Origin of the sequence: Pseudomonas sp. USHLN015 (assembly GCF_037153275.1) — a bacterium.
In the GTDB taxonomy this organism is placed as follows: domain Bacteria; phylum Pseudomonadota; class Gammaproteobacteria; order Pseudomonadales; family Pseudomonadaceae; genus Metapseudomonas; species Metapseudomonas tohonis.
The window spans coordinates 141,006-165,178 of the sequence record NZ_JBBCKP010000003.1 but is presented as its reverse complement, the minus strand read 5'-3'; the positions used below and the strand labels follow the sequence as shown (position 1 = coordinate 165,178).

General features: G+C 66.9%; 21 protein-coding genes. 14 read left to right on the top strand and 7 right to left on the bottom strand.

What is annotated here, in order from left to right:
• Positions 1–136: 136 nt before the first annotated feature.
• Positions 137–1,015, bottom strand: a complete 879-nt coding sequence (locus WFQ67_RS06935; protein ID WP_337056466.1) for a LysR substrate-binding domain-containing protein — start codon at positions 1,013–1,015, stop codon at positions 137–139.
• Between the two features lie 120 nt (positions 1,016–1,135).
• Here WFQ67_RS06935 and WFQ67_RS06930 point away from each other — a divergent pair, with 120 nt between their 5' ends.
• The 3 genes from WFQ67_RS06930 to phnX all read left to right on the top strand — a co-directional run bounded on the left by WFQ67_RS06930 (position 1,136) and on the right by phnX (position 4,721).
• The gene (locus WFQ67_RS06930) at positions 1,136–2,305 is read left to right on the top strand and encodes a 2-aminoethylphosphonate--pyruvate transaminase (RefSeq protein ID WP_337056465.1); all 1,170 of its coding nucleotides are present in this window, start codon (positions 1,136–1,138) and stop codon (positions 2,303–2,305) included.
• Positions 2,306–2,525: 220 nt separating this feature from the next.
• Positions 2,526–3,872 (top strand): MFS transporter, encoded by a 1,347-nt coding sequence (locus WFQ67_RS06925; protein ID WP_337056464.1) that lies wholly within the window; start codon positions 2,526–2,528, stop codon positions 3,870–3,872.
• A gap of 21 nt (positions 3,873–3,893) precedes the next feature.
• Positions 3,894–4,721, top strand: a complete 828-nt coding sequence (phnX, locus tag WFQ67_RS06920) for a phosphonoacetaldehyde hydrolase (protein ID WP_337056463.1) — start codon at positions 3,894–3,896, stop codon at positions 4,719–4,721.
• Between the two features lie 204 nt (positions 4,722–4,925).
• Here the strand turns inward: phnX and WFQ67_RS06915 are convergent, their stop codons facing one another.
• Positions 4,926–6,827 carry a sigma-54-dependent Fis family transcriptional regulator gene (locus WFQ67_RS06915; RefSeq protein WP_337056462.1) on the bottom strand — a complete coding sequence of 634 codons (1,902 nt, stop codon included), beginning with the start codon at positions 6,825–6,827 and terminating at the stop codon, positions 4,926–4,928.
• A gap of 317 nt (positions 6,828–7,144) precedes the next feature.
• On the opposite strand from WFQ67_RS06915, the gene exaC reads away from it, so the two are divergent.
• The 4 genes from exaC to eutC all read left to right on the top strand — a co-directional run bounded on the left by exaC (position 7,145) and on the right by eutC (position 12,575).
• On the top strand, positions 7,145–8,665 hold the full coding sequence (gene exaC / locus WFQ67_RS06910; protein ID WP_337056461.1) for an acetaldehyde dehydrogenase ExaC: 1,521 nt from the start codon (positions 7,145–7,147) through the stop codon (positions 8,663–8,665).
• 263 nt (positions 8,666–8,928) lie between these two features.
• Entirely contained in the window at positions 8,929–10,299 is a 1,371-nt protein-coding gene (gene eat / locus WFQ67_RS06905) for an ethanolamine permease (RefSeq protein WP_337056460.1), read from the top strand.
• Between the two features lie 55 nt (positions 10,300–10,354).
• Positions 10,355–11,749: an ethanolamine ammonia-lyase subunit EutB gene (locus WFQ67_RS06900; RefSeq protein WP_337056459.1), complete on the top strand. Its 1,395-nt coding sequence runs from the start codon at positions 10,355–10,357 to the stop codon at positions 11,747–11,749.
• Positions 11,750–11,759: 10 nt separating this feature from the next.
• Positions 11,760–12,575, top strand: a complete 816-nt coding sequence (gene eutC, locus WFQ67_RS06895) for an ethanolamine ammonia-lyase subunit EutC (RefSeq protein ID WP_337056458.1) — start codon at positions 11,760–11,762, stop codon at positions 12,573–12,575.
• A 35-nt stretch (positions 12,576–12,610) separates the two neighbouring features.
• On the opposite strand, the gene WFQ67_RS06890 is transcribed toward eutC, so the two are convergent.
• The 4 genes from WFQ67_RS06890 to WFQ67_RS06875 form a co-directional block, all read right to left on the bottom strand.
• Positions 12,611–12,988, bottom strand: coding sequence for a RidA family protein (locus WFQ67_RS06890; protein ID WP_337056457.1), 378 nt, complete (start codon positions 12,986–12,988; stop codon positions 12,611–12,613).
• A 158-nt stretch (positions 12,989–13,146) separates the two neighbouring features.
• Positions 13,147–13,818: a hypothetical protein gene (locus tag WFQ67_RS06885; RefSeq protein WP_337056456.1), complete on the bottom strand. Its 672-nt coding sequence runs from the start codon at positions 13,816–13,818 to the stop codon at positions 13,147–13,149.
• A 170-nt stretch (positions 13,819–13,988) separates the two neighbouring features.
• Positions 13,989–15,176, bottom strand: coding sequence for an MFS transporter (locus WFQ67_RS06880; protein WP_337056455.1), 1,188 nt, complete (start codon positions 15,174–15,176; stop codon positions 13,989–13,991).
• A 114-nt stretch (positions 15,177–15,290) separates the two neighbouring features.
• On the bottom strand, positions 15,291–15,809 hold the full coding sequence (locus WFQ67_RS06875) for a MarR family winged helix-turn-helix transcriptional regulator (RefSeq protein WP_337056454.1): 519 nt from the start codon (positions 15,807–15,809) through the stop codon (positions 15,291–15,293).
• 536 nt (positions 15,810–16,345) lie between these two features.
• On the opposite strand from WFQ67_RS06875, the gene WFQ67_RS06870 reads away from it, so the two are divergent.
• The 7 genes from WFQ67_RS06870 to WFQ67_RS06840 all read left to right on the top strand — a co-directional run bounded on the left by WFQ67_RS06870 (position 16,346) and on the right by WFQ67_RS06840 (position 22,930).
• On the top strand, positions 16,346–17,041 hold the full coding sequence (locus tag WFQ67_RS06870; RefSeq protein ID WP_173180382.1) for a glutathione S-transferase N-terminal domain-containing protein: 696 nt from the start codon (positions 16,346–16,348) through the stop codon (positions 17,039–17,041).
• A gap of 92 nt (positions 17,042–17,133) precedes the next feature.
• On the top strand, positions 17,134–18,279 hold the full coding sequence (locus tag WFQ67_RS06865) for a two-component system sensor histidine kinase NtrB (RefSeq protein WP_337056453.1): 1,146 nt from the start codon (positions 17,134–17,136) through the stop codon (positions 18,277–18,279).
• Between the two features lie 193 nt (positions 18,280–18,472).
• Positions 18,473–19,915 (top strand): ATPase domain-containing protein, encoded by a 1,443-nt coding sequence (locus tag WFQ67_RS06860; protein WP_337056452.1) that lies wholly within the window; start codon positions 18,473–18,475, stop codon positions 19,913–19,915.
• Positions 19,916–19,939: 24 nt separating this feature from the next.
• Positions 19,940–20,317 carry a response regulator gene (locus WFQ67_RS06855; protein WP_213628334.1) on the top strand — a complete coding sequence of 126 codons (378 nt, stop codon included), beginning with the start codon at positions 19,940–19,942 and terminating at the stop codon, positions 20,315–20,317.
• A 141-nt stretch (positions 20,318–20,458) separates the two neighbouring features.
• Positions 20,459–20,881: a hypothetical protein gene (locus WFQ67_RS06850; RefSeq protein ID WP_337056622.1), complete on the top strand. Its 423-nt coding sequence runs from the start codon at positions 20,459–20,461 to the stop codon at positions 20,879–20,881.
• Positions 20,882–21,237: 356 nt separating this feature from the next.
• Positions 21,238–22,254, top strand: coding sequence for an alpha/beta hydrolase (locus WFQ67_RS06845; RefSeq protein WP_337056451.1), 1,017 nt, complete (start codon positions 21,238–21,240; stop codon positions 22,252–22,254).
• Between the two features lie 67 nt (positions 22,255–22,321).
• Positions 22,322–22,930 carry an isochorismatase family protein gene (locus tag WFQ67_RS06840; RefSeq protein WP_213628332.1) on the top strand — a complete coding sequence of 203 codons (609 nt, stop codon included), beginning with the start codon at positions 22,322–22,324 and terminating at the stop codon, positions 22,928–22,930.
• Between the two features lie 16 nt (positions 22,931–22,946).
• On the opposite strand, the gene WFQ67_RS06835 is transcribed toward WFQ67_RS06840, so the two are convergent.
• A complete protein-coding gene (locus tag WFQ67_RS06835; RefSeq protein WP_213628331.1) occupies positions 22,947–23,840 on the bottom strand; it encodes a LysR family transcriptional regulator in 894 nt (297 codons plus the stop codon).
• Positions 23,841–24,173 lie beyond the last annotated feature (333 nt).

Genomic DNA, 24,173 nt, shown 5'->3' with positions numbered 1-24,173 from the left:
TCCTCGGGTTTGCCCAGGCGAGAAGCGGCAGAAAATCACTACGCCACAAGCGAAGGATGAACCGGGAGAGGGGAGCAAGGAAAGCGGGCCGCGTGATGCGGCTCACGAATGGGGGAGCGATAGCCTGAGTAAGGAATCAGGACGTAGCCCCCTTGATCCCCACCACCTCCAAAAACGCCCCAATCACCCGCCTCGCCCCCTGCTCCTTCAAGCACACCAGCGTCTCGGTCATGCGTGGTTCGAAGTCGAGGATCGGCAGCACGTGCACGCCGCGGCTGGAGCCGAGTTCGGCGGCGGAGACGATGCCGACGCCGAGGCCGGCGACGACCATCTCGAACACCGCTTCGCGGCCTTCCACTTCGATGGCGGTGCGGGTTTCGAGGTGCAGGCGGTGCATCTCGTCTTCCAGCATCTGCCGGGTCATGGAGCCCTGTTCGCGCAGCACCAGCGGCGTCTGGTGCAGGTCAAGGAGGTGGATGGATTCGCGCTGTGCCCAGGGATGGGCGTCGGCGACGAAGGCCACCAGCGGGCCGCTGCTGAGCACATGGGCGATCAGGCGGTCGTCGTCCACCGGGCGGCCGAGCACGGCGAAGTCGGCCTGGTAGTCGAACAGCCGGCGCAGGGATTCGTCGGTGTTGCCGGTCACCAGGCTGACGCGGATGCCCGGGTAGCGCTCGCAGAAGCGCGCGATGTAGGGCAGCAGGTGCATGGGCGCGTCCACTGCCAGGGTCAGGCTGCCGCTCTGCAGGGCGCGGGAGCTGGTGAGCAGTTCCTCGGCCTCGCGCTCGGCGGCGAACAGCCGCTGGGTGATGGCCAGCAGGCGCTCGCCCAGTTCGGTGAGCTGCACCGAGCGCTTGTTGCGGTTGAAAAGCAGCACGCCGAAGCGTTCCTCCAGCTTGCGCACCTGGTCGGAAACCGCCGGCTGGCTGAGGCATAGCTGCTCCGCCGCGCGGGTGAAGTTGCCGTGCACCGCCACGGCGTGGAAGGCCTTGAGCTGCGCCTGGGAAACCGACATCGCCCCTCCGATAAATAAGCTCTGCTTGTCAGTGAAATACCATAAATCGATTTCAGTTATTAACCATGAATTGGTCTGATCGACGCCAGCCCCGCCCACCCGCATCTGCTGGAGACGATCATGAGCCACGCCGAATTCCCCGCATCGCATACGCCCCTCGCCGCGCCGGTACAGGGCGAGCCCTACCTGCTGACCCCCGGCCCGCTGACCACCTCGCGCACAACCAAGGAGGCCATGCTGCGCGACTGGGGCTCGTGGGACGCCGACTTCAACCGCGTCACCGCCGAGATCCGCCAGCAGCTGCTGGCCATGGCCGGGGTGGCCGACGACAGCTACGCTTGCGTGCCCCTGCAGGGCAGCGGAACCTTCTCGGTAGAAGCGGCCCTGGCCACCGCCATCCCCCGCGACGGCAAGGCGCTGATCCTGATGAACGGCGCCTACGGCCAGCGCGCCGCCAAGACCCTGGACTACCTGGGCCGCGCCCATGTCGCGCTGGACAAGGGCGACTACCTGCCGCCGCAGCCGGACGAGGTCGATGCGCTGCTGCGCGCCCATCCCGAGGTGACCACCGTGTTCCTGGTCCATTGCGAGACCAGCTCCGGCATCCTCAACCCCCTGCGTGAGCTGGCGGCCGTGGTGAAGGCCCATGGCAAGCGCCTGATCGTCGACGCCATGAGCTCCTTCGGCGCAGTGCCGCTGACAGTGGACGAGGTGCCGTTCGATGTCCTGGTGTCCTCGGCCAACAAATGCATCGAGGGCATCCCCGGTTTCGGCTTCGTGATCATCCGCCGCGGCCTGCTGGAGGAGTCCGCCGGCCGCGCCCACTCCCTGAGCCTCGACCTGCTGGAGCAGTGGCGCTACATGGAGCGCACCGGCCAGTGGCGCTTCACCCCACCCACCCACAGCGTGGTGGCCTTCCACGCGGCGCTGGAACAGCACGCGGCCGAGGGCGGCGTGCAGGGCCGCCTGGCGCGCTACACGCGCAACCGCGACGTGCTGGTTGCCGGTATGCGCGAGCTGGGCTTCGAGACGCTGCTGGAGGACCGCTGGCTGTCGCCCATCATCACCACCTTCTTCAGCCCCGAGCACCCGGCCTTCGAGTTCAAGCGCTTCTACGACGAGCTCAAGGCCCGCCAGTTCGTCATCTACCCCGGCAAGCTGACCCAGGCCGAGAGCTTCCGCATCGGCTGCATCGGCCAGATCGACGAGCCCATCGTCCGCCAGCTGCTGCGCGCCATCGCCGAGTCCCTCCAGGCGATGGGCGTGACCCTCGAGAAAACGGCGGCCTGACCCGCCCCCTTGGGCCGCCCGCCTACCCGAGCGGGCGGCCTCTTTTTCCGCGTCAGCCGGCCACGCCGGCGAGGAGCCCGCCCACCCGAGACGATCAGCACCATGCCTGACGCACGGCCTCTGCCCTTCTGACCAGGCCAGGCGTTTAGACAGCCAGGAAGTACCAAGAACAACAACAGCCTCCCTCACGCACTGTCGCCAACCCACAGGGGTCAGAACCATGAACAACGCTGCAGGTGTCTTCCAGCACGGGTGGAAATCCATCCACCGCTGGCGTGTACAGATCTTCCTCATCACCTGGCTGGCCTATGCCGCCTTCTACTTCACCCGCAAGGCCTTCTCGGTGGCCAAGCTGGGCATCGGCGAAGACGTCGATTTCGAGCTCGACAAGTCGGCGATGGCCAACCTCGATGCGCTCTATCTCACCGCCTACGCCATCGGCCAGTTCACCTGGGGCATCTTCGCCGACCGCTTCGGCCCCCGCGTGATCGTCTTCGGCGGCCTGCTGGTCTCCGCGCTCGCCGCGCTGGCCATGGGCACCTTCGCCACCCTGCCGATCTTCGCCACCTGCATGGTGATCCAGGGCCTGGCGCAGTCCACCGGCTGGAGCGGGCTGTGCAAGAACATCGGCTGCTTCTTCGCCACCCGCGAGCGCGGCCGGGTGCTGGGCTACTGGAGCACCTGCTACGCCTTCGGCGGCCTGGTCTCCACGCCTTTCGCCGGCTGGTGGGCGTACCAGGTGTTCGGCGACTGGCGCGCGGCCTTCGTCTCCAGCGCGGCGGTGGTGCTGGTGGTGGCGGTGCTGTTCTGGCTGCTGCAGCGCAACCGCCCCGAGGACGTCGGGCTGGAGCCGGTCGAGGTGGAAGTGAAGACCTCGCGCGAGCTGAAGATCGAGCGCGACAGCCACTGGGTCTCGCTGCGCAAGATCATGGGCAACCGCACGGTGCTGGTCCTCGGCCTCGCCTACTTCCTGCTCAAGCCGGCGCGCTACGCGATCCTGCTGTGGGGCCCGATGATGGTCTACGAGCGCATGCCCGCCGTGGGCAAGGTCGCCTCGGCCATCGTGCCCACCGCCTTCGAGGTGGCCGGGCTGGTAGGGCCGATCCTCATCGGCATCGCCTCCGACCGCTGGTTCGGCGCGCGGCGCATGCCCGCCTGCGTCATCAGCCTGGTGGCGCTGACCCTGTGCCTGGGGCTGTTCGTGCCCGCGATGCAGAGCGGCAGCCTGTACCTGGTGGTCGGCCTGCTGTTCATGATGGGCCTGACCCTCTACGGCCCCGACTCGATGATCAGCAGCTCCGCCGCCATCGACTTCGGCACCACCGAAGCGGCCGGCACCGCCGCCGGCTTCGTCAACGGCTGTGGCTCGGTCGGCGCCATCCTCGGCGGCCTGCTGCCGGGCTACTTCGACACCACCACCGTGTTCATCGGCTTCACCGTCGCGGCCCTGCTCGCCAGCCTGATGCTGGTGCCGTTCTGGAACAGCCGGCCCAAGACCCTGAAGGTCCTCGACGGGCTCATCCCCTCCCCCACCCATGGCGGCCAGCCCGTCGGCACCCGCACCTGACTTCACCCCAAGGAGACACCCATGAACTACCAGCACCCCACCCAACTGCAAGCCGCCATCCTCGACTGGGCCGGCACCGTGGTCGACTTCGGCTCCTTCGCGCCGACGCAGATCTTCGTCGAGGCCTTCGCCGAGTTCGGCGTCGCCGTCAGCCTGGAGGAAGCCCGGGGCCCGATGGGCATGGGCAAGTGGGACCACATCCGCACCCTGTGCGACATCCCCGCCATCGCCGAGCGCTACCGCGCCGCCTTCGGCCGCCTGCCCACGGACGAGGACGTCACCGCGATCTACGAGCGCTTCATGCCCCTGCAGATCGAGAAGATCGCCCTGCACTCGGCGCTGATCCCCGGCGCCCTGGAGGCCATCGCCAGCCTGTGTGGCAAGGGGCTTAGGATCGGCTCCTGCTCCGGCTACCCGGCAGCGGTGATGGCCAAGGTGGTGGAGCTGGCGGAGAAGAACGGCTACGTCGCCGACCATGTGGTGGCCACGGACGAAGTACCCAACGGCCGCCCGCACCCGGCCCAGGCGCTGGCCAACGTCATCGCCCTGGGCATCAGCGACGTGGCCGCCTGCGTGAAGGTGGACGACACCTGGCCGGGCATCCTCGAAGGCCGCAGCGCCGGCATGTGGACCGTCGCCCTGACCTGCTCCGGCAACGCCCTGGGCCTGACCTGGGAACAGTTCAAGGCGCTGCCTGCCGGCAAGCTGGACCAGGAACGCGCGCGCATCGCCCAGCAGTTCGAAGGCGCCCGTCCGCACTACCTCATCGACACCATCGCCGACCTGCCGAAGGTGATCGACGACATCAACGCGCGGCTCAAGCGTGGGGAGATGCCCCAGGGCGCATGACGAAACCCGAGGGGCACCCTGTAGGTCTGTAGGGGCGACTTCAGTCGCCAAGCAGCCCGCAGGGCTGCCCCGGCTCGGTGCCACAGACAGCGTCGCCTGGTGGATGAAAAGAGCGCCATCCACCCTGCGCCCGGTCGGATCGCGCAATGAACGAACCCGCCAATCGGCGGGTTCTTCATGTACGGCGGGCGACTGAAGTCGCCCCTACAGGCTGCGCGTCTCGATCGAGTGCTTGCGCAGCTTGCGGTACAGGGTGTTGCGGCTGATGCCGAGTTGCTCCGCCGTGCGGGTCATGTGCCAGCGCTGGCTTTCCAGGGCGGCGAGCAAGGCGCTGCGCTCGGCATCTTCCAGCGGGTGCGCCATGCATTCGGCGAGTGGGGCGGGCTCGGCGGCACGGCGCAGCTCGGCAGGCAGGTCGCCGAGGCGGATGCGGCCGTCCTCGCACAGTGCCGCCAGGGTGCGCAGCACATTGCGCAGCTGGCGCACGTTGCCCGGCCAGGCGTAGTCGAGCAGCGCCTGGCGCGCGTCCTGTTCCAGGCGGATGGCCTGGCCGCGCGCTTCCTCGTCCAGCAGGTGGTCGAGCAGCTCGGGGCGGTCGCTGCGCTCGCGCAGGGGCGGCAGGTCGATCACCAGGCCATTGAGGCGGTAATAGAGGTCTTCGCGGAAGCTGCCATCGGCCACGCGAGCCCCCAGTTCACGGTGGGTGGCGCTGATGATGCGCACGTCCACGGCCTGGGCCTCGCCGCCGATGGGCACCACCTGGCGCTCCTCCAGCACGCGCAAAAGGCGGGTCTGCAAGGCCAGGGGCATGTCGCCGATTTCATCGAGGAACAGGGTGCCGCCGTCGGCCTGCTGCAGCTTGCCGCGCATGCCTTCCTTGCGCGCGCCGGTGAAGCTGCCGCCGCGATAGCCGAAAAGCTCGCTCTCGATCAGGGATTCCGGGATGGCCGCGCAGTTGAGCGCGACGAAAGGCCGTTCGGCGCGGGAGCTGGCCAGGTGCACGGCCTTGGCAAAGGCCTCCTTGCCGGAGCCGGTCTCGCCGTTGACCAGCAACGGCACGTCGCGCTCGTACACCTTGAGTGCGCGACGGAAGTCGGCGGCCAGTAACGGGTCGCCCAGGCACAGGCCGGGCACGGCGGGTTTCGCCCGGGGCGGCACCACCTGCGGCAGCACGCGGGGCTGGCCACGCAGCACGGCATGCAGCGCGCGGCCATTGCGTGCACGCAGCGGCCAACTGGCGGCGGGCTGCGGCTGGGCACGGCCGAGCAGGTCGTCCAGGCGGCAGTCGAAGAAGGCTTCCATGCTCTGCCCCAGCAGGCGCTCGCGGGAGCTGTCGAGCAGGTTGATGGCGCTCTGGTTCACCGCACGGATGCGCCCTTCACCGTCGAAGGCCATCAACCCCTCGCTGAACAGGCCGACGTACTCGGCCTGCAAATGGAAGCGCAGCAGCCATTCACCCTCGAAGCGGCGCAGGAAGTAGCAGCTCTCGATCATCTTCGCCGAGAGGTTGACCAGCGCCATGGTGTGGAACTGGCTCTGCCGCGAGACGGCGTGGCGCGCGGACGACACGTCGAGCACCGCCAGCAGGTCGCCCTGCGGGTCGAACACCGGGCTGGCGGAACAGGTGAGGCCGGTGTGGCGGCTGCGGAAGTGCTCGTCCTGGTGGATGGTCAGCGCCTGGCGCTCGATCACGCAGGTGCCGATGCCGTTGGTGCCCTCGCGGGCCTCGCTCCAGTCGGCGCCCAGCCAGAGGCCGGCACGCTCGAAGGCCTGGCGTTCGGCAGCGGCGGTCACGCAGTTGAGGATCACGCCCCGGGCGTCGGTGAGCAGCACCGCATGGCCGGCACCGGAGAGCTGGTGGTAGAGGCTGCTCATCTCGCCACTGGCGATTTCCAGCACCTGCTGCATGCCTTCGCGGCATTCGAGCATGCGCGCATGCTCCAGCACGGTCGGCGCCATGGGCAGGGCCGGGTCGAGGTGGTAGTCCTCCAGGCAACGCAGCCAGGAGCGAGCGATGGAAGGATCGGCGGCAGGCCCGCTGGACTGGGCCTTGCCTTGCGCCACGGTCAGCACTTGCCGAGCGTGGCGGCTCAGGTGGTCGTGCATTCTTGTCGTTCTCCATTGCGGGCTTGCGGGAGGCAGCCCGTGCCCTGGTGGGCACCCGCATCGCCGCAGCATCCACCAGCGCAGGCGGCTTTGCAATCGCCGGATGACCCACCGGTCAATGGCTGTACCGGATGCGTGACAGACTGTCACCCGCCCAGTACCAGGCATGCGACAGCGCCCTTCGGCCAGCCGTTCCCCACGACACCCGGAGCCTTGTCCCACGCGGCTTCCACCGGCCTGGCCCGGCCCTTGCTCTATGCTGATCAAAGCGCTTCGGCGCCAACTCCCCAATAAGCACAAGAGCCAGGAGATAGACCATGCGTTACGCCCAACCCGGAACCCCCGGCGCCATCGTTTCCTTCAAGGCCCGCTACGGCAACTACATCGGTGGCGAGTTCGTCCCGCCGGTCAACGGCCAGTACTTCACCAACACCTCGCCGGTGAACGGCCAGCCCATCGCCGAATTCCCCCGCTCCGACGCCGCCGACATCGACAAGGCCCTCGACGCCGCCCACGCCGCCGCCGACGCCTGGGGCAAGACCTCCGTGCAGGAGCGCTCGCTGATCCTGCTGAAGATCGCCGACCGCATCGAAGCCAACCTGGAACTGCTCGCCGTCACCGAGACCTGGGACAACGGCAAGGCCGTACGCGAGACGCTGAACGCCGACATCCCCCTGGCCGCCGACCACTTCCGCTACTTCGCCGGCTGCATCCGCGCCCAGGAAGGCGGCGCCGCCGAGATCAACGAGAACACCGTCGCCTACCACATCCACGAGCCGCTGGGCGTGGTAGGCCAGATCATCCCGTGGAACTTCCCGCTGCTGATGGCCGCCTGGAAGCTCGCCCCGGCCCTGGCCGCCGGCAACTGCGTGGTGCTCAAGCCGGCGGAACAGACCCCTCTGGGCATCAGCGTGCTGCTGGAGCTGATCGGCGACCTGCTGCCGCCCGGCGTGCTCAACGTGGTGCAGGGCTTCGGCAAGGAAGCGGGCGAGGCACTGGCCACCAGCAAGCGCATCGCCAAGATCGCCTTCACCGGCTCCACCCCGGTGGGCTCGCACATCCTCAAGTGCGCCGCCGCCAACATCATCCCCTCCACCGTGGAGCTGGGCGGCAAGAGCCCGAACATCTACTTCGAAGACATCATGCAGGCCGAGCCGGCCTTCATCGAGAAGGCCGCCGAAGGCCTGGTGCTGGCCTTCTTCAACCAGGGCGAGGTGTGCACCTGCCCGTCCCGCGCCCTGGTGCAGGAATCCATCTACCCGGCGTTCATGGCCGAGGTGATGAAGAAGGTGAAGGCCATCAAGCGTGGCGACCCGCTGGACACCGACACCATGGTCGGCGCCCAGGCCTCCGAGCAGCAGTACGACAAGATCCTCAGCTACCTGGACATCGCCCAGCAGGAAGGCGCGGAAGTGCTCACCGGCGGCGGTGTCGAGAAGCTCGAAGGCAACCTGGCGACCGGCTACTACATCCAGCCGACCCTGCTGAAGGGCCACAACAAGATGCGCGTGTTCCAGGAGGAGATCTTCGGCCCGGTGGTCGGCGTCACCACCTTCAAGGACGAGGCGGAAGCCCTGGCGATCGCCAACGACACCGAGTTCGGCCTGGGCGCCGGCCTGTGGACCCGCGACATCAACCGCGCCTACCGCATGGGCCGTGGCATCAAGGCCGGCCGCGTGTGGACCAACTGCTACCACCTGTACCCGGCCCACGCCGCCTTCGGTGGCTACAAGAAATCCGGCGTCGGCCGCGAGACCCACAAGATGATGCTCGACCACTACCAGCAGACCAAGAACCTGCTGGTGAGCTACGACATCAACCCCCTGGGCTTCTTCTGAGGAAAACTCTCCTGGCCAGCTGCGCAGCTCGCATGGCCAGGAGAGGCCCCTTGTAGAACCGGGAGCGGGCGCCAGTCAGGCGGTGCCCGCTCCGCTCCACCCTTGCTCCATCCGACTACAACAACAAGAAACGGTGAACTCCATGTGCATCACGCCTCGCTGCTGCCCGCAGTCGGTGGTCCGTGCCCGCTCGGGCCATGCGCCGCCTCCCGCCGCTCCGTTCCGTCGCCCCATTTCCCTCAAGGCAACCTTCGGAGACGCGCATGACAACCACTAACCAACTCAAGCCCACCCTCGGCACCCTGCACCTCTGGGGCATCGCCGTCGGCCTGGTGATTTCCGGCGAGTATTTCGGCTGGAGCTACGGCTGGGGCGCCGCCGGCACCCTCGGCTTCCTGGTCACCACGCTGCTGGTGGCGACCATGTACACCTGCTTCATCTTCAGTTTCACCGAGCTGACCACCGCCATCCCCCACGCCGGTGGCCCCTTCGCCTACAGCAGCCGAGCCTTCGGTGAGCGCGGCGGCCTGATCGCCGGCATCGCCACGCTGATCGAATTCGTCTTCGCCCCGCCGGCCATCGCCATGGCCATCGGCGCCTACCTCAACGTGCAGTTCCCCGAACTCGATCCCAAGCACGCGGCGGTCGGTGCCTACTTCGTGTTCATGACCCTGAACATCCTCGGCGTCAGCATCGCCGCCACTTTCGAGCTGGTGGTCACCGTGCTCGCCGTGGCCGAGCTGCTGGTGTTCATGGGCGTGGTGGCACCGGGCTTCAGCTTCAGCAACTTCGTGCTCAACGGCTGGGCCGGCTCGGACACCTTCAGCAGCGCCTCGATCTCCGGCATCTTCGCCGCCATCCCCTTCGCCATCTGGTTCTTCCTCGCCATCGAGGGCGCGGCCATGGCCGCCGAGGAAGCCAAGGACCCGAAACGCACCATCCCGCGCGCCTACGTGGCCGGCATCCTCACCCTGGTGTTCCTCGCCATCGGCGTGATGATCATGGCCGGCGGCGTCGGCGACTGGCGCCAGCTGTCGGGGATCAACGACCCGCTGCCCCAGGCGATGAAAGCGGTCGTCGGCGAGAACTCCGGCTGGATGCACATGCTGGTGTGGATCGGCCTGTTCGGCCTGGTGGCCAGCTTCCACGGCATCATCCTCGGCTACTCGCGGCAGTTCTTCGCCCTCGCCCGAGCCGGCTACCTGCCGCGCGGCCTGGCCAAGCTGTCGCGCTTCCAGACCCCGCACCGCGCCATCATCGCCGGCGGCGTGATCGGCATCGCCGCCATCTACAGCGACGGCCTGATCAACCTGCAGGGCATGAGCCTGACCGCCGCGATGATCACCATGAGCGTGTTCGGCGCCATCGTCATGTACATCATCAGCATGCTCGCGCTGTTCAAGCTGCGCGCCAGCGAACCGAACCTGGAGCGCACCTTCCGCGCGCCAGGCTACCCGATAGTCCCGGCCATCGCCCTGGTGCTGGCGGTGGTGTGCCTGGTGGCCATGGCCTGGTTCAACACCCTGATCGGGCTGATCTTCCTGGCGATCATGGCGGTGGGCTTCGTCTGGTTCCAGTTCACCGCCCACCACCGCGCCAGCGCCCCCGCCGACGCGATGCTGACCCGCATCTGAGCCCCCAGGCCGGCCCCGCCGCAATGGCGGGGCCGGCACAGACAGGACGATCGACATGGCAGTTTTTTCCCATAGCGTCGGCGGCCAGACCTGGCGCTTCGACAGCCTCAAGGAGGTCATGGCCAAGGCCAGCCCGGCACGCTCCGGCGACTTCCTCGCCGGGGTCGCCGCCCGCAGCGACGGCGAGCGCGTAGCCGCCCAGATGGCCCTGGCCGACATCCCGCTCAAGCACTTCCTCGACGAAGCGCTGATCCCCTACGAAGACGACGAAGTCACCCGCCTGATCATCGACGGCCACGACCGCGCCGCCTTCGACCCGGTCAGCCACCTCACGGTCGGCGGGCTGCGCGACTGGCTGCTGGGCGATATGGCCGACGAGACCTCACTGCGCGCCCTGGCGCCCGGGCTGACGCCGGAGATGGCCGCCGCGGTGTCGAAGATCATGCGCGTGCAGGACCTGGTGCTGGTGGCGCAGAAGATCCGCGTCGTCACCCGCTTCCGCAACACCATGGGCCTGCGCGGGCGCATGTCCACGCGGCTGCAGCCCAACCACCCCACCGACGAGCCCGCCGGCATCGCCGCGAGCATCCTCGACGGCCTGCTCTACGGCAATGGCGACGCCATGCTCGGCATCAACCCGGCCACCGACAGCCTGTCGTCCATCTGCGCGATGCTGGAGATGCTCGACGCCATCATCCAGCGCTACGAAATCCCCACCCAGGCCTGCGTGCTCACCCACGTCACCACCTCGATCGAAGCCATCAACCGTGGTGTACCGCTGGACCTGGTGTTCCAGTCCATCGCCGGCACCGAGGCGGCCAACGCCAGCTTCGGCATCAGCCTGGAGATCCTCCGCGAAGGCCACGAGGCCGGGCTCTCGCTGAAACGCGGCAGCCTGGGCAACAACCTCATGTACTTCGAGACCGGCCAGGGCAGCGCGCTCTCGGCCAACGCCCACCATGGCGTCGACCAGCAGACCTGCGAGACCCGCGCCTACGCCGTGGCACGCCACTTCGACCCCTTCCTGGTCAATACCGTGGTCGGCTTCATCGGCCCCGAATACCTCTACAACGGCAAGCAGATCATCCGCGCCGGGCTGGAGGACCACTTCTGCGGCAAGCTCCTCGGCGTGCCCATGGGTTGCGACATCTGCTACACCAACCACGCCGAAGCCGACCAGGACGACATGGACATGCTGCTGACCCTGCTCGGCGTCGCCGGCATCAACTTCATCATGGGCATCCCCGGCTCCGACGACGTGATGCTCAACTACCAGACCACCTCCTTCCACGACGCCCTCTACGCCCGCCAGAGCCTGGGCCTGCGCCCGGCCCCCGAATTCGAGGCCTGGCTGGAACGCATGGGCATCGCCCACCAGCGGGACGGCCGCGTGCGCCTGGGCGAGCAACTGCCGCCCGCCTTCCGCCAGGCCCTGGCGCAGCTCGGCTGAGGAGCCCTCGATGACCGACGACAAGCGCCCCGCCCTCGACAACCCCTGGCGCGAACTGCGCCGCCTCACCCCCGCGCGCATCGCCCTCGGCCGCGCCGGCACCAGCCTGCCCACCGAGGCCCAGCTGGACTTCCAGTTCGCCCACGCCCAGGCCCGCGACGCCGTGCACCTGCCCTTCGACCGCGCCGCCCTGGCCGCCGAGCTGACCGAGCGCGGCCGCGACAGCCTGCTGCTGCAAAGCGCAGCGGCCGACCGCCACACCTACCTGCAACGCCCGGACCTGGGCCGGCGCCTGGACGACGACTCGGCCCAGCGCCTGCGCCAGCACGCCGAAGCCAACCCCGGTGGCTACGACCTGGCGCTGGTGATCGCCGACGGCCTGTCGTCCCTCGCCGTGCAACGCCATGCCCTGCCCTTCCTCCAGCGCTTCGAGGAACAGGCGGCGGAAGACGGCTGGCGCACAGCCCCCATCGCCCTGGTGGAACAGGGTCGCGTGGCGGTGGCGGACGAAGTGGCCCAACTGCTCGAGGCGAAGATGGTGGTGATCCTCATCGGCGAACGCCCCGGCCTCAGCTCCCCCGACAGCCTCGGCCTGTACTTCACCTGGGCACCCCGCGTCGGCCTCACCGACGCCAGCCGCAACTGCATCTCCAACGTGCGCCTGGAAGGCCTCTCCTACGGCCTGGCCGCCCACCGCCTCCTCTACCTGATGCGCGAGGCCAGCCGCCGCCAGCTCTCCGGGGTCAACCTCAAGGACGACTCCCAGGTGCCGCTGCTCGACGGTGCCGAGCAACCCGTGCGGGGGAATTTCCTGCTGGGCGGGTAAGGCAAACTCACAGTCCCATGGAGCGAACCGATACGCTATTCCGGCACCGCGAAAATGGCGTCCACTTCTATTCCCACTTCAGGCGAGAACAGCCCCGCCACTTGCACCAGGGTGCTCGCGGGATTGAAACCGCCATAACGACGGTGCAACACATCTCGCAGGGCGGCGATCTCGTCCATGGACGTCACGTAGACCACCACCTTGATCAGGTCCCTCATCCCGATTCCTTCGGCGCGGGTCACTCGTTCCAACTGGTCGAAGATAGCCTCGGCCTGCTCCGCCAGCGGCCGCCCCTGAGCCGAGGTGCCGAATGCGGTGAGCCCGGAAAGGTAAAGCGTACGGTCGTGTCTCACCGACACGGAATAGGGGCCCGCAGGAGGTGGCAGGGTTGCGTAGTTGGTTCTCGTCGGCATCTCGATAGGCTCTCGGTTTGGGTTGACTCGATAACCGCATCGCACGCAACGGGCGGCTCGCCCTGCCTGCGAGCACTGGAGATCGATGGGTATTGGCTCATGGCGCAGGAGCAGCGGCCCGGGGGTCGCCGCCCTGTGCACCGGATTCGGCCCCCCGCTCAGAAGCGGCTGCCGTCGTCACTGACCCTCTGCTCGGCCAGCCAGTCGTCGTGCAACCATTTTTCGGTCTTCCTCTTGCCGGGGAATGTGATCCACACGATGTCACGCTCGAAGACCATCGGTTTTTCATCACTCCCGACGATGACCCAGAACCAGCGACCGTCTGCCAGATTGCGGGCCTTCACCTTCATTCCGGTGAGCGTGATGCTTTCCTCGCGCCCCCCGCGAACGACCCTGATGGTCTCGTCGTGAGGATCGATCCAACTGATCTTCATTCTGGCAAGGAGGTCGGGAGCGGCATGCTGCAGGAAGTCGCGCGCCACCTGCTCAGAGCGCTCGCGAGAGGGCAGTGTCTTTCCAGCGAGATCCAGGGAGATATTTGCAAACCCCTTCAGCACGCCGGCCTTCGACACGACCGTGCTGAAGTGCTCGCCTCCCAACCCGGCATTGCGGCCATCGCTGCGTTGATACCGGGTCAGCACCGCCAGTTCATCGTCCAGAACGACCTCGCGGGCGAAGGCGTAGGAATGGGAAGAAGGAATGGGGGCTGAGTCTGTCTTGGGGGCCACGATATCCATCTCCTCGTGTGCATGAGCGAAAGCGGAAGAAGCGCTGGCTGCCATACAAAGGGAAAGCGCAAGGGCGCCGGGCCAGCGGGTCCATCGTTTCATGGTCGAGCTCCTTTCATTTTCTGTTCAGGTTTCCTGGAACCTGTCCCTGACGGGGACATGAAGCACAACGAACGGCCCTCCTCTGCCTGTGTGTTCGGATGTTTGAAACCCAGGGCCATAGCCGAACTGGATGGCTGCGGCTGTGCACTGCCTGCACGACTGCACGCCCGCTACCGAGCGGCGTGCCCCTTACCGGTGGCGCTGTAGGCCGCCACGGCGGCCAGGCACGCCGCCAGCACGAGAAACAAGGTCGTGTCACCCAAAGCCCCACCCAGGCGGGCAACCCAGGGCCCGAGGCTCGCCCCCAGGAAGAGGACGAAGGTATAGAGCGCGACCGCAAGCCCACGAGCAGATGCAGGGGCCCGTATCGAAGTGAAGGCGATCAGGCTGGGGACGCTGATGCCGACGCCAGCGACGAATATCACGCTGGCAGCCAGTAGCCAGAGCAATCCCTGGTCACCCGACATCGCCACCAGGAAAAGCCCCAGAGCCGCGACCGCCAACCCCGAGCTGGCGACGCGTTGCGCGCCCCATCGCTGAATGGCAGCGGCCACGGCCAGGGGCGCGAAGAGTCCGGGTAAGGCAATCGCCCGTGCGGCCAACGGATCGAGCGCCGAACCCTGGCTTTCATGGAGCCGGCTGTCCAATCCGACATAGAAGGCCACGAACGTCATGAGCAGCAGGAGAGCCGGTACATAAACGCGACGCAAGAATGGATCGGCGAGCAGTCGGAAGACAGGGCGATAGGTTGCAAGAAGTGGCATGAGCGCTCCCTCGTCCTGGGCGCCCTTGGGGGCTACCAGGATCATCGCGGCAGTGATCAGGTAGATGGCGATCAGCGGAATCATTGCCTTGCCGAACCCCCAGGCGCCTGCAACCACGCCCCCATACAACTGCCCCAGCAGCCCGGCGATGAGGAATCCCGTGCTCAGCCACGCGACGCCCCACGTCCGCTGCCGGGCGTCGCCACGTTCGGACACATAGGCGATGGCGACCGGGGGGAAGGAAGCCGCGACGAACCCCTGAAGTGAACGCATGGCAATGAACGCCTCAGGAGACGAGACGGCGCTCATGCCGATGGAAACGATCGAAAGCGCAACGAGACCAAGCGCCAGCACGAGGCGCCGTCCAAACCTGTCGGAGAGCGGCCCGAACACCAGGAAGCCGGTCGCGTAGCACAGGCTGAACGCAATCAGGGACAACTCCAGGAGTTCCGTTGGTAATCCATAGTCCTCAGCCAGGCGGGCCATGATCGGTATGGGGATGTAGAGCTGAGATACCACCGCGACGGCGCAAAGCGTCATATGGACGAGCAGCAGCGTGGCGTGGCCTGGGTGAGGATTCGAATTCATGTGCATGGCTACAGATCTCTTCGATGCAGTGATTCGGGAGGCAAGGGGACCCTGGCCGTACCTCGTCGAAGTACGGGGGATTTTCTGTAGCAAGCTACATAACTGGATGAAGGAAACGGGTCAGCCGGACCCGTTTCGATAGGCGAGTGCCGCCAACGCAGGGCCCACCTTCACCATGAGCTTGGCCAGGCTGGCACGCTCCTTCTCGGTGAACGCGCTCATCAGTCCGGCTACCCACTCGTAATGCCGGGGAAGGACCCTCGCCAAGGCGGCTTCGCCCTCGGGTGTCAGGCGAACGATCCACAAGCGGCCATCCTGGGGATCTTCGTGTTTGCTGCACATCCCATTGGCCTCCATCTTCGCGACAGCGCGGGTCATGGTCTGCGAGGCAACGGAGACACCTTCGGCGAGCGCGCCGACCGTCAGCCCTTCCGGGTTGCGCTTGAGCAGCAGCAACACGAAGAAGTTCGTCTGCGACAGGCCGTGCCTGGCCAGGTTCTCATCGAATGCCGACAGCATCTGGTTGGTGGCCGAGGCCCAGGTCAGCCAGGTGTGCAGCCCTTCGACATCCGGATTCCCATACTCGTCGGCAAATCGGGCCAGCGTGTCCCGGGATGGAAGGTCCTTGAGTTCGAACATGATTTCTGTGTCCTGCTTTGTAGCTTGCTACATACCTTGGGAGCCGACTCTCGCAACGTCAACCCACCGACAGGGGGGCCGGATCGAGTACAGCCACTGCGCGACACCTCGCCTGCCGGTGCCAGGAACACCGCCGAGACAGGCAGCCGGTTCCTGGCTGCGAAATACCTGCCCCTACCGCCGAAAGTCCCGGACTAGAAACCCGGACAGACGTTCCAGACCTCATCGGGCCCGTTGTTCTTTCGGCTCCGGGCATGGCCTGGGGGAGACCCCGGCTCGTCCCCTGCCCAGCCCGGGAACGCAGCTCTTCTCACCCGCCATCGAACCCTGGCCTACAGGGCTGGAGTCGCTTTCCAAGGGCCAGAAGCGGCGTCGAAGTTCCAATCCCGCAGGCGCTGGTCGGGCAGGCCGATCTTTTTCCCGCCGTGCGGGTCGAAAGACGGACATTGGACACGCCCCGACCGTTCGCCACTGGACAAGCGCCGCGGCCCAGCCATGCTGTCTGCTCGTCCCGCAGCCATTCGACAGGACTCTTCATGACCGACCTTTCCGCCTTCCCCATCACCCACAAGTGGCCCGCCCAGCATCCCGACCGCCTGCAGCTCTACTCGCTGCCCACGCCCAACGGGGTGAAGGTGTCGATCATGCTCGAGGAGATCGGCCTGCCCTACGAGGCGCACAAGGTCAGCTTCGATACCAATGACCAGCTGTCCCCCGAATTCCTCTCCCTAAACCCGAACAACAAGATCCCCGCGATCCTCGACCCGGACGGTCCCGGCGGCCAGCCGCTGGCGCTGTTCGAGTCCGGCGCCATCCTGCTCTACCTGGCGGAGAAGAGCGGCCGCCTGATCCCCGACGACGCCGCCGGGCGCTACGAGGCGATCCAGTGGCTGATGTTCCAGATGGGCGGGATCGGCCCGATGTTCGGCCAGCTCGGCTTCTTCAACAAATTCGCCGGCAGGGACTACGAGGACAAGCGCCCGCGCGACCGTTACGTCGCCGAGTCCAGGCGCCTGCTGGCGGTGCTCGACCGACGGCTGCAGGGGCGCGACTGGCTCCTGGACGACTACGGCATCGCCGACATCGCCACCTTCCCCTGGATACGCAACCTGGTCGGTTTCTACGAAGCGGGCGAGTTGGTCGGCTTCGATGACTTCTCCAACGTGAATCGCGCGCTGCAAGCCTTCCTCGCGCGTCCTGCGGTAGCACGCGGCCTGAAGATTCCGGGATGAGCGCCAGGCAGGAGCCGGACGGCCCATCGCAGGCTGGCCGGATGGATTTACACTGCCTAGCATCAGCAGGTTGCCAGCCCGAGCAGGTGTGCATGGACCCCGTCTCCCCCAATCCCAACGAAGACCTGAGCGCACGTGGCTACGAGCTGCTGGTCAAGGCAGTGATCGACTACGCCATCTACATGGTTTCCGTCGAGGGCCGCATCGTCAGCTGGAATGCCGGGGCGGAGAGGATCAAGGGCTACAGCGCCGAACAGGCCATCGGCCAGCACCTGTCGATGTTCTTCACCGAGGAAGACCGCGCCGCCGGCCGCCCGGCCCACCTGCTGGCCACTGCGCTGGCCACCGGTCGCGCCCAGGACGAGGGCTGGCGGGTGCGTCGTGACGGCACACGCTTCTGGGCCCTGGCGGTGATGGACGTGGTCCACGACGAGGAAGGCCGGGTCATCGGCCTGGCCAAGATCACCCGCGACATGACCGAACGCCACGACTCCGAACTGCAACTTCAGGAGCTGCGCGCCCAGTTGTTCCAGGCGCAGAAGCTCGAAGCCCTGGGCCAGCTCACCGGCGGCATGGCCCACGACTTCAACAACCTGCTCACGGTCATCATCGGCGCCTCGGCGCTGGCTGCCCGCACCCAGGACCCCAAGCGCCTCAAGGAACTCCTGGGCAGCATCCACGAGGCCGGCCTGCGCGGCAGCCACCTGACCCAGCACCTGCTCTCATTCGCTCGTCGCCGTGACCAGCAGCAACAGCTCGTGGAATTGGAAAACACCCTGCATTCGGCGCAGATGTTCTTCACCCAGGCGCTGCCCAAGGGCATGAGCCTGGAGTTGCAACTGTGCCCACCGCTGCACCCGATCATGGTGGACCCGAGCCAGCTGGAAATGGCCCTGCTCAATCTCATCTTCAATGCCCGCGACGCCATGCAGGAGAGCGGCACCATCGTACTGCGCGCCGAGAACCGCCGACTGCAGGGGGAGTGGGAGAACCTGCATGGCGACTTCGTCCTGCTCACGGTTCGTGACGACGGCGTCGGCATCGCACCCGAGGTGCTGCCGCGCATCTTCGAGCCCTTCTTCACCACCAAGGGCCTGGGCAAGGGCACCGGTCTGGGACTTAGCCAGGCCTATGGCTTCGTCCGCCAACAGGGTGGCACCATCCGGGTGGACAGCACGCCCGGACTGGGCACCAGCGTGACCCTGTACCTGCCTGCGCGCCCACGCCAATCCCGCTGAAAAGCAGGCGCAGCGCACAGGAACTAGTTCAAGGCGCACGACTCTATCGCTGACCGGAGCCCGGCAGCGTAGAATCGCCGGGATTCAGGCCGACCCCGAGATCCGGACGCAGTACGCAACGCCGGCGGAGCGGGCTCCAGATCAGGTGCAGTCGGCCCTTTCCAGCTAACTTCCAAATGAGGCAGGCCAGAACTTGGAACAGCTAAAACGCCTTCAGAGCGGCATCGAAGGGTTGGATGCCCTGTTGAAGGGTGGCTTGGTTGCCGGTGCGTCCTACATCGTCCAGGGCCGTCCCGGATCGGGAAAGACCATCCTCGCCAACCAGATCGCCTTCAACCACGTGCGCGACGGCGGGCGGGTGCTGGTCGCCACCCTGCTGGCCGAAACCCATGAACGGCTCTTCCAGTTCCTCTCTACCCTGAGCTTCTTCGACGCCTCGCAGATCGGTGCGCAGATCCAGTTCGTCAGCGCCTTCGACACCCTGGAGAACGAAGGCCTGGATGAGGTGGTAAAGCTGCTGCGCCGCGAGATCAGCCGGCAGAAGGCCACCGTGCTGATCGTCGACGGCCTGCTCAACGCCCGCTCCAAGGCGGATACGCCGCTGGACACCAAGAAGTTCATCGGTGAGCTGCAGGGCCACGCAGCGTTCGCCGGCTGCACAGTGCTTTTCCTCACCAGCGCCCGCCTCGACGACGGCAGCCCCGAGCACACCATGGTCGACGGCGTGATCGAACTGGGTGAAGAGCTGTTCGGCGCACGCTCCGTACGGCGCATCCAGTTGCGCAAGACGCGCGGCAGCGGCGCGCTCTCCGGCCTGCATGAATGCGAGATCACAGACGACGGCCTGGTCGTCTACCCGCGCCTGGAAACCCTGTACAGCCGCCCTTCGCGCGCCGACAACGCGGAACTGCACCGTGTGTCCAGCGGCATCAACGGCCTCGATGCGCTGATCGACGGCGGCCTGCCACGCTCCTCGGCCACCCTGGTGATGGGCCCAGCCGGCGTCGGCAAGACCAGCCTCGGCGTCAGCTTCCTCGCCCAGTCCACCCCCGAGGAACCGGGCCTGCACTTCGGCTTCTATGAGTCGCCCGAGCGCCTGCGCCTCAAGGCACGCTGCATTGGAGTCGACCTCAAGGCCCTGGAGGAAAGCGGCGCCTTGCACCTGATGTGGCAACCCACTACCGAAGGGCTGCTCGATGGCCTTGGCGCACGCCTGATCAAGGCGGTGACAGAAAAAAGCATCAAGCGCGTGCACATCGACAGCCTCGGCGGGATGGCGCGCGTCGCCACCAACCAGGCGCGCCTGGTGGAATTCTTCAGCGCCCTGATGAACGAGTTGCGCGCGCTGGACGTCACCGTTTTCGCCACCTGGGAAATGCGCGACCTGTATAGCGCCGACATCAACGCCCCGGCGCCGGAGCTGTCGAGCATCGTCGACAACCTGGTGCTGATGCGCTTCGTGGAAATGAACTCTGAACTGAAACGGCTGCTGTCGATTCTGAAAATGAGGGACAGTCGCTACGACCCATCGTTGCTGGAAGTCCTAATCCATGACCACGGCATCGCACTCGACAAGGCTTTCAAGAACGCGACCGCCGTCATGTCCGGGGTCGCGACCCCAAATGCCGGCATCTGAAACCCGCCCATCGGTCAGCGCTTAATGACAACGATCCTGGTAGTCGATGACGAGTATCTGATTGCGGACATCCTGGCCTTCGCCCTGGAGGACGAGGGCTACATGGTCGTCAAGGCCGGCAACGGCCGCCGTGGCCTCGAGGTTCTCGATCGCGAGCGCCCCGCCCTGGTCATCACCGATTTCATGATGCCGATCATGGATGGTCTCGAGTTCGCCAAGGCGATCCGCGCCCGCGCACAATCGTCCGACCTGCCGATCATCCTCATGAGCGGCGCCCAGGGCAGCATTGGCCGTGACCGGGGAGATCTCTTCGCCGCCGTCTTCGACAAACCCTTCGACATCAACGCCGTGATCGCGATGGTCGCGCAACTGATCGGCCCCAGCGACGGCCAGGCCGACTGACACCCATCTGTCTCATCGACCGGCGCCACATCAGCGGCCCATTGCACGCATCGCCCACCTCCCGGAAACTGCCGCTTTTCAGCCCCTGCGGAGACCGCCGTGTCCACCCAAGAACTCGCCAACGACCCCACCTGGGTCCAGATCTGCCAGGCCGCCGCGCTCGACCCGCAGCGTCGCTTCGCTTCCCGCCAGGCCGTGCTGACCAGCCCCGTCGCGCTCGAAGCCACCCTCTACCGCGGCGACGAAGATGACCCCGACGCCGAGGAAGAAGACCTGGGCGATGCCCGCGTGCTGATCACCGGCACCTTCCAGCCACCCGCCCAATGGAGCGCCGAGGAGCGTGCCGACTACTACGACGGCAGCGACCCCGAGGAATTCTTCAGCGCCCTGATCGAATGCATCGCCGCCCCCGCCAGCCGCGCCTACTTCACCGCCGAAGCCGGCGACCAGGTGGCCGTCAGCACAGCCGGAGGCGCCATCCAGATGTACTACCTCTACGAAATCTTCGAGGACGAAGACGGCCACCACGCCGTGCTGATCCGCGACACCGAAGCCTTCATCTGAGGCTTCCGGGGGCTCCCTGCGCGAATGCATGCGTGCCCACAAGGCCATGTGGGCACGACGCGCCTGATGGAGGTCGCATTACCTCCAGAAGGCGGAGCCAGGCCCCACTCGCTCTTGGCTGAAGCCGCGCATCGCCTCCAGGGCATTCGCAGCCGTTGAAGCCCGGGCGGTGCTCGCCCCACCCCTTCCCAAACGCCCGTCCCAGAGCCTTCCTGGCTCGCCTTGCAGAACTGCAAAGCCACCTTGCAGGGCTGTCCGTTCCGCTGGCGGCGGTTCACGGCAATCATGGCGTCGTGCTTTCGAACAACCCCGAACAACCGACACGACACCCATTAGAGAATCCCGAGGACACCGCCATGAAACTGCAGACCAACCTGATCGCCGCCACCCTCGCCCTGTCCATCGGCAGCGCCTTCGCCGCCGGCAGCCCCGGCGTGGAACACACCACCCAGGCCTTCCTCGAAGCCCTCGAAGCCGGCAACGGCAAGCCCCTGGAAACCCTGGCGCCGAAGGATGCCCGCGCCGTGCTGGTGGGCGCCCAGGCCGGCGTCAAGGTCGACCTCTCCGGCACCCGCATCGAGAAGAAGAGCATCGAGATCGACGGCCAGCCCCTGGAGCTGACCCTCGTCCGCCCCGAAGGCGCCAAGGGCGACCTGCCGGTGTTCATGTTCTTCCACGGCGGCGGCTGGGTGCTGGGCGACTACCCGACCCACGAACGCCTGATTCATGACCTGGTGGTGAACTCCGGCGCGGTCGCCGTCTACGTGAACTACACCCCCTCGCCGGAGGCCAAATACCCCACCGCCATCAACCAGGCCTACGCCGCCACTAAATGGGTGGCCGAGCACGGCAAGGACATCGGCGTCGACAGCTCGCGCCTGGCCGTGGCCGGCAACAGCGTCGGCGGCAACATGGCGGCGGTGGTGGCGCTGATGGCCAAGGAACAGGGCACCCCGAAACTGCGCGCCCAGGTGTTGCTGTGGCCGGTGACCGACGCCAACTTCGAGACGGCCTCCTACAACCAGTTCGCCCAGGGGCACTTCCTCACCAAGCCGATGATGCAGTGGTTCTGGGACAGCTACACCACCGACCCGAAGCAGCGCGCCGAGATCCATGCCTCGCCCCTGCGCGCCACCACCGAGCAACTGAAAGGCCTGCCGCCGACCCTGATCCAGACCGCCGAGTTCGACGTGCTGCGTGACGAAGGCGAAGCCTACGCCCGCAAGCTGGACGCCGCCGGCGTCGAGGTCACCGCCGTGCGCTACAACGGCATGATCCACGACTACGGCCTGCTCAACGTGGTCAACCAGGTCCCGGCGGTGCGCTCGGCCATGCTCCAGGCCGGCGCCGAGCTGAAGAAACACCTGCAGTGACCCCACCCGCCTGCGCCCCGGCCGCCCTGTGCTGCCGGGGCGCTCGCGCATGCAGCAGGAGACCGCCATGACCCCCGCCATCGCCCAGCCGGACGCCGCCCTGCTGGCTCCCGACAACCACCTGCTGGTGCTGCTCGACCACCAGGCGCAGCCCGCCCTGGCCACCCGCTCCATCGACGCCATCACCCTGCGCGACAACCTCGCCCTGCTGGCCAAGGCCGCCTGGCAGTTCGAGGTGCCGACGCTGCTGAGCAGCCTCGACGCGCCGGCCTTCGCCGGTGAGCTGCTGGAAGAGCTCACCGCGGTGTTCCCCGAGCAGCCGGTGCTCCGCCGCCGCACCTTCAACGCCTGGGAAGACGCCCTCTTCATCGAGCGGGTCAACGCCAGCGGCCAACGTCGCCTGGTACTGGCCGGGCTATGGACATCGGTGAGTATCACCGCCACCGCGCTCTCCGCGCTGGGACAGGGCTTCGCGGTGTATCTGGTGGTGGACGCCGGCGGCGATGTATCGCCCCAGGCACAGGAGATGGCCTTGCAGCGCCTGCTGCAACGGGGCGTGCAGCCGCTCACCAGCCTGCAGTACCTGCTGGAGTTGCAACGCGACTGGTCACGCACGGACAGCGCCTCGCGGGTGCTGGACATCGCCCGCACCCACGCCGGCCCCCTGGGGCTGTGATGACGTAGCCCGGGCTTCAGCCCGGGGAAATGGCATCGCCCCGCAAGCGCGCCGCATCCCGCTCGAAGCATTCCGTCAGCCAGCGCGACACCGCCTGGTAGCGGCCGATGCGCCCGGCATCACGATGGCTCAGCAACCACACCTCGCGATGCAACTCGGGCCCCACCCCCAGGCGACGCAAGCCATGGCGCTCGCCCAGCAGGCAGGGCAGCAGCGCCAGCCCCATGCCGGTGGCGCAGGCCTGCACCAGGGTGCTGACGCTGCTCACCCGCAGCGGGCAGCGCAACGATGGCGAAAGGTTGCCCAGCCACTTCATCTCCGGCATGCCGTCCAGCTCCTCGCCATAAGCCAGCCAGGGCTGCTCGCACCATTGCTCGCGGGTCAGGCCCACATGGCACTCGGCGCCGTACACGGCGAAGCCCAGGTCCCCGACCTTGCGCATCACCAGCGCGGCATCGTCCTGGGGGCGCGCCAGGCGCAGGGCGAAATCCGCCTCGCGGCGGGTGAAGGACAGCGACTGGTTGGCCACCAGCAGCTGCAACTGCAGCTCCGGGTAGGTGCTGGCCAGGGCCGGCATGTGCTCCACCAGCCAGTGGCTGAACAGAAAGTCGATGGAGGTCAGGCGCACTGCCCCGCCCACTTCGCTGGCCTCGCTGCGGGTGTCCAGCAGCATGCTCTGCACATCCCCCAGCACCCGCTCGGCATAGGCCAGGAACACCTGCCCCGCCTCGGTGGCGTGGTAGCGCGTGGTGTCGCGGATGAACAGCCGGGTCTGCAGGCTCTGCTCCGCCGCCGCCAGGCGCCGGCTCATGGTGGAAGGGTCGATGCCGAGGGACCGCCCGGCCGCACTCATGCTGCCGTGGCGAGCCAGCGCCAGCAGCAGGGGGATGTCGTTCCAGTCGAAGTTCACGGGGGCTCCAGAGGTGGCCGCGGATGGCCGGCCGCCCACGATAGCAAGCCTCCCCCGGCGTACCGCAAGGGGCGTGGTTGTACCGGTGTGACAAGATTTTCAACGACAGTCCGGGGAGCTCCGATCGCGAATGAATTCGCTCCCACGAGGGCGCCATGCCCGTGCACGAGCATGACCGTTGTGTAGGGTGGATGACGCTCTTTTCATCCACCAATGGGGTGTTGACTGACCCCGCCGCCAAGCACTTCGCGAGCCCGTAGCCCGGACTTCAGTCCGGGACTCCGATCGCGAATGAATTCGCGCCCGCAAGAGAGGCGGCGCTGCGCACCGCTT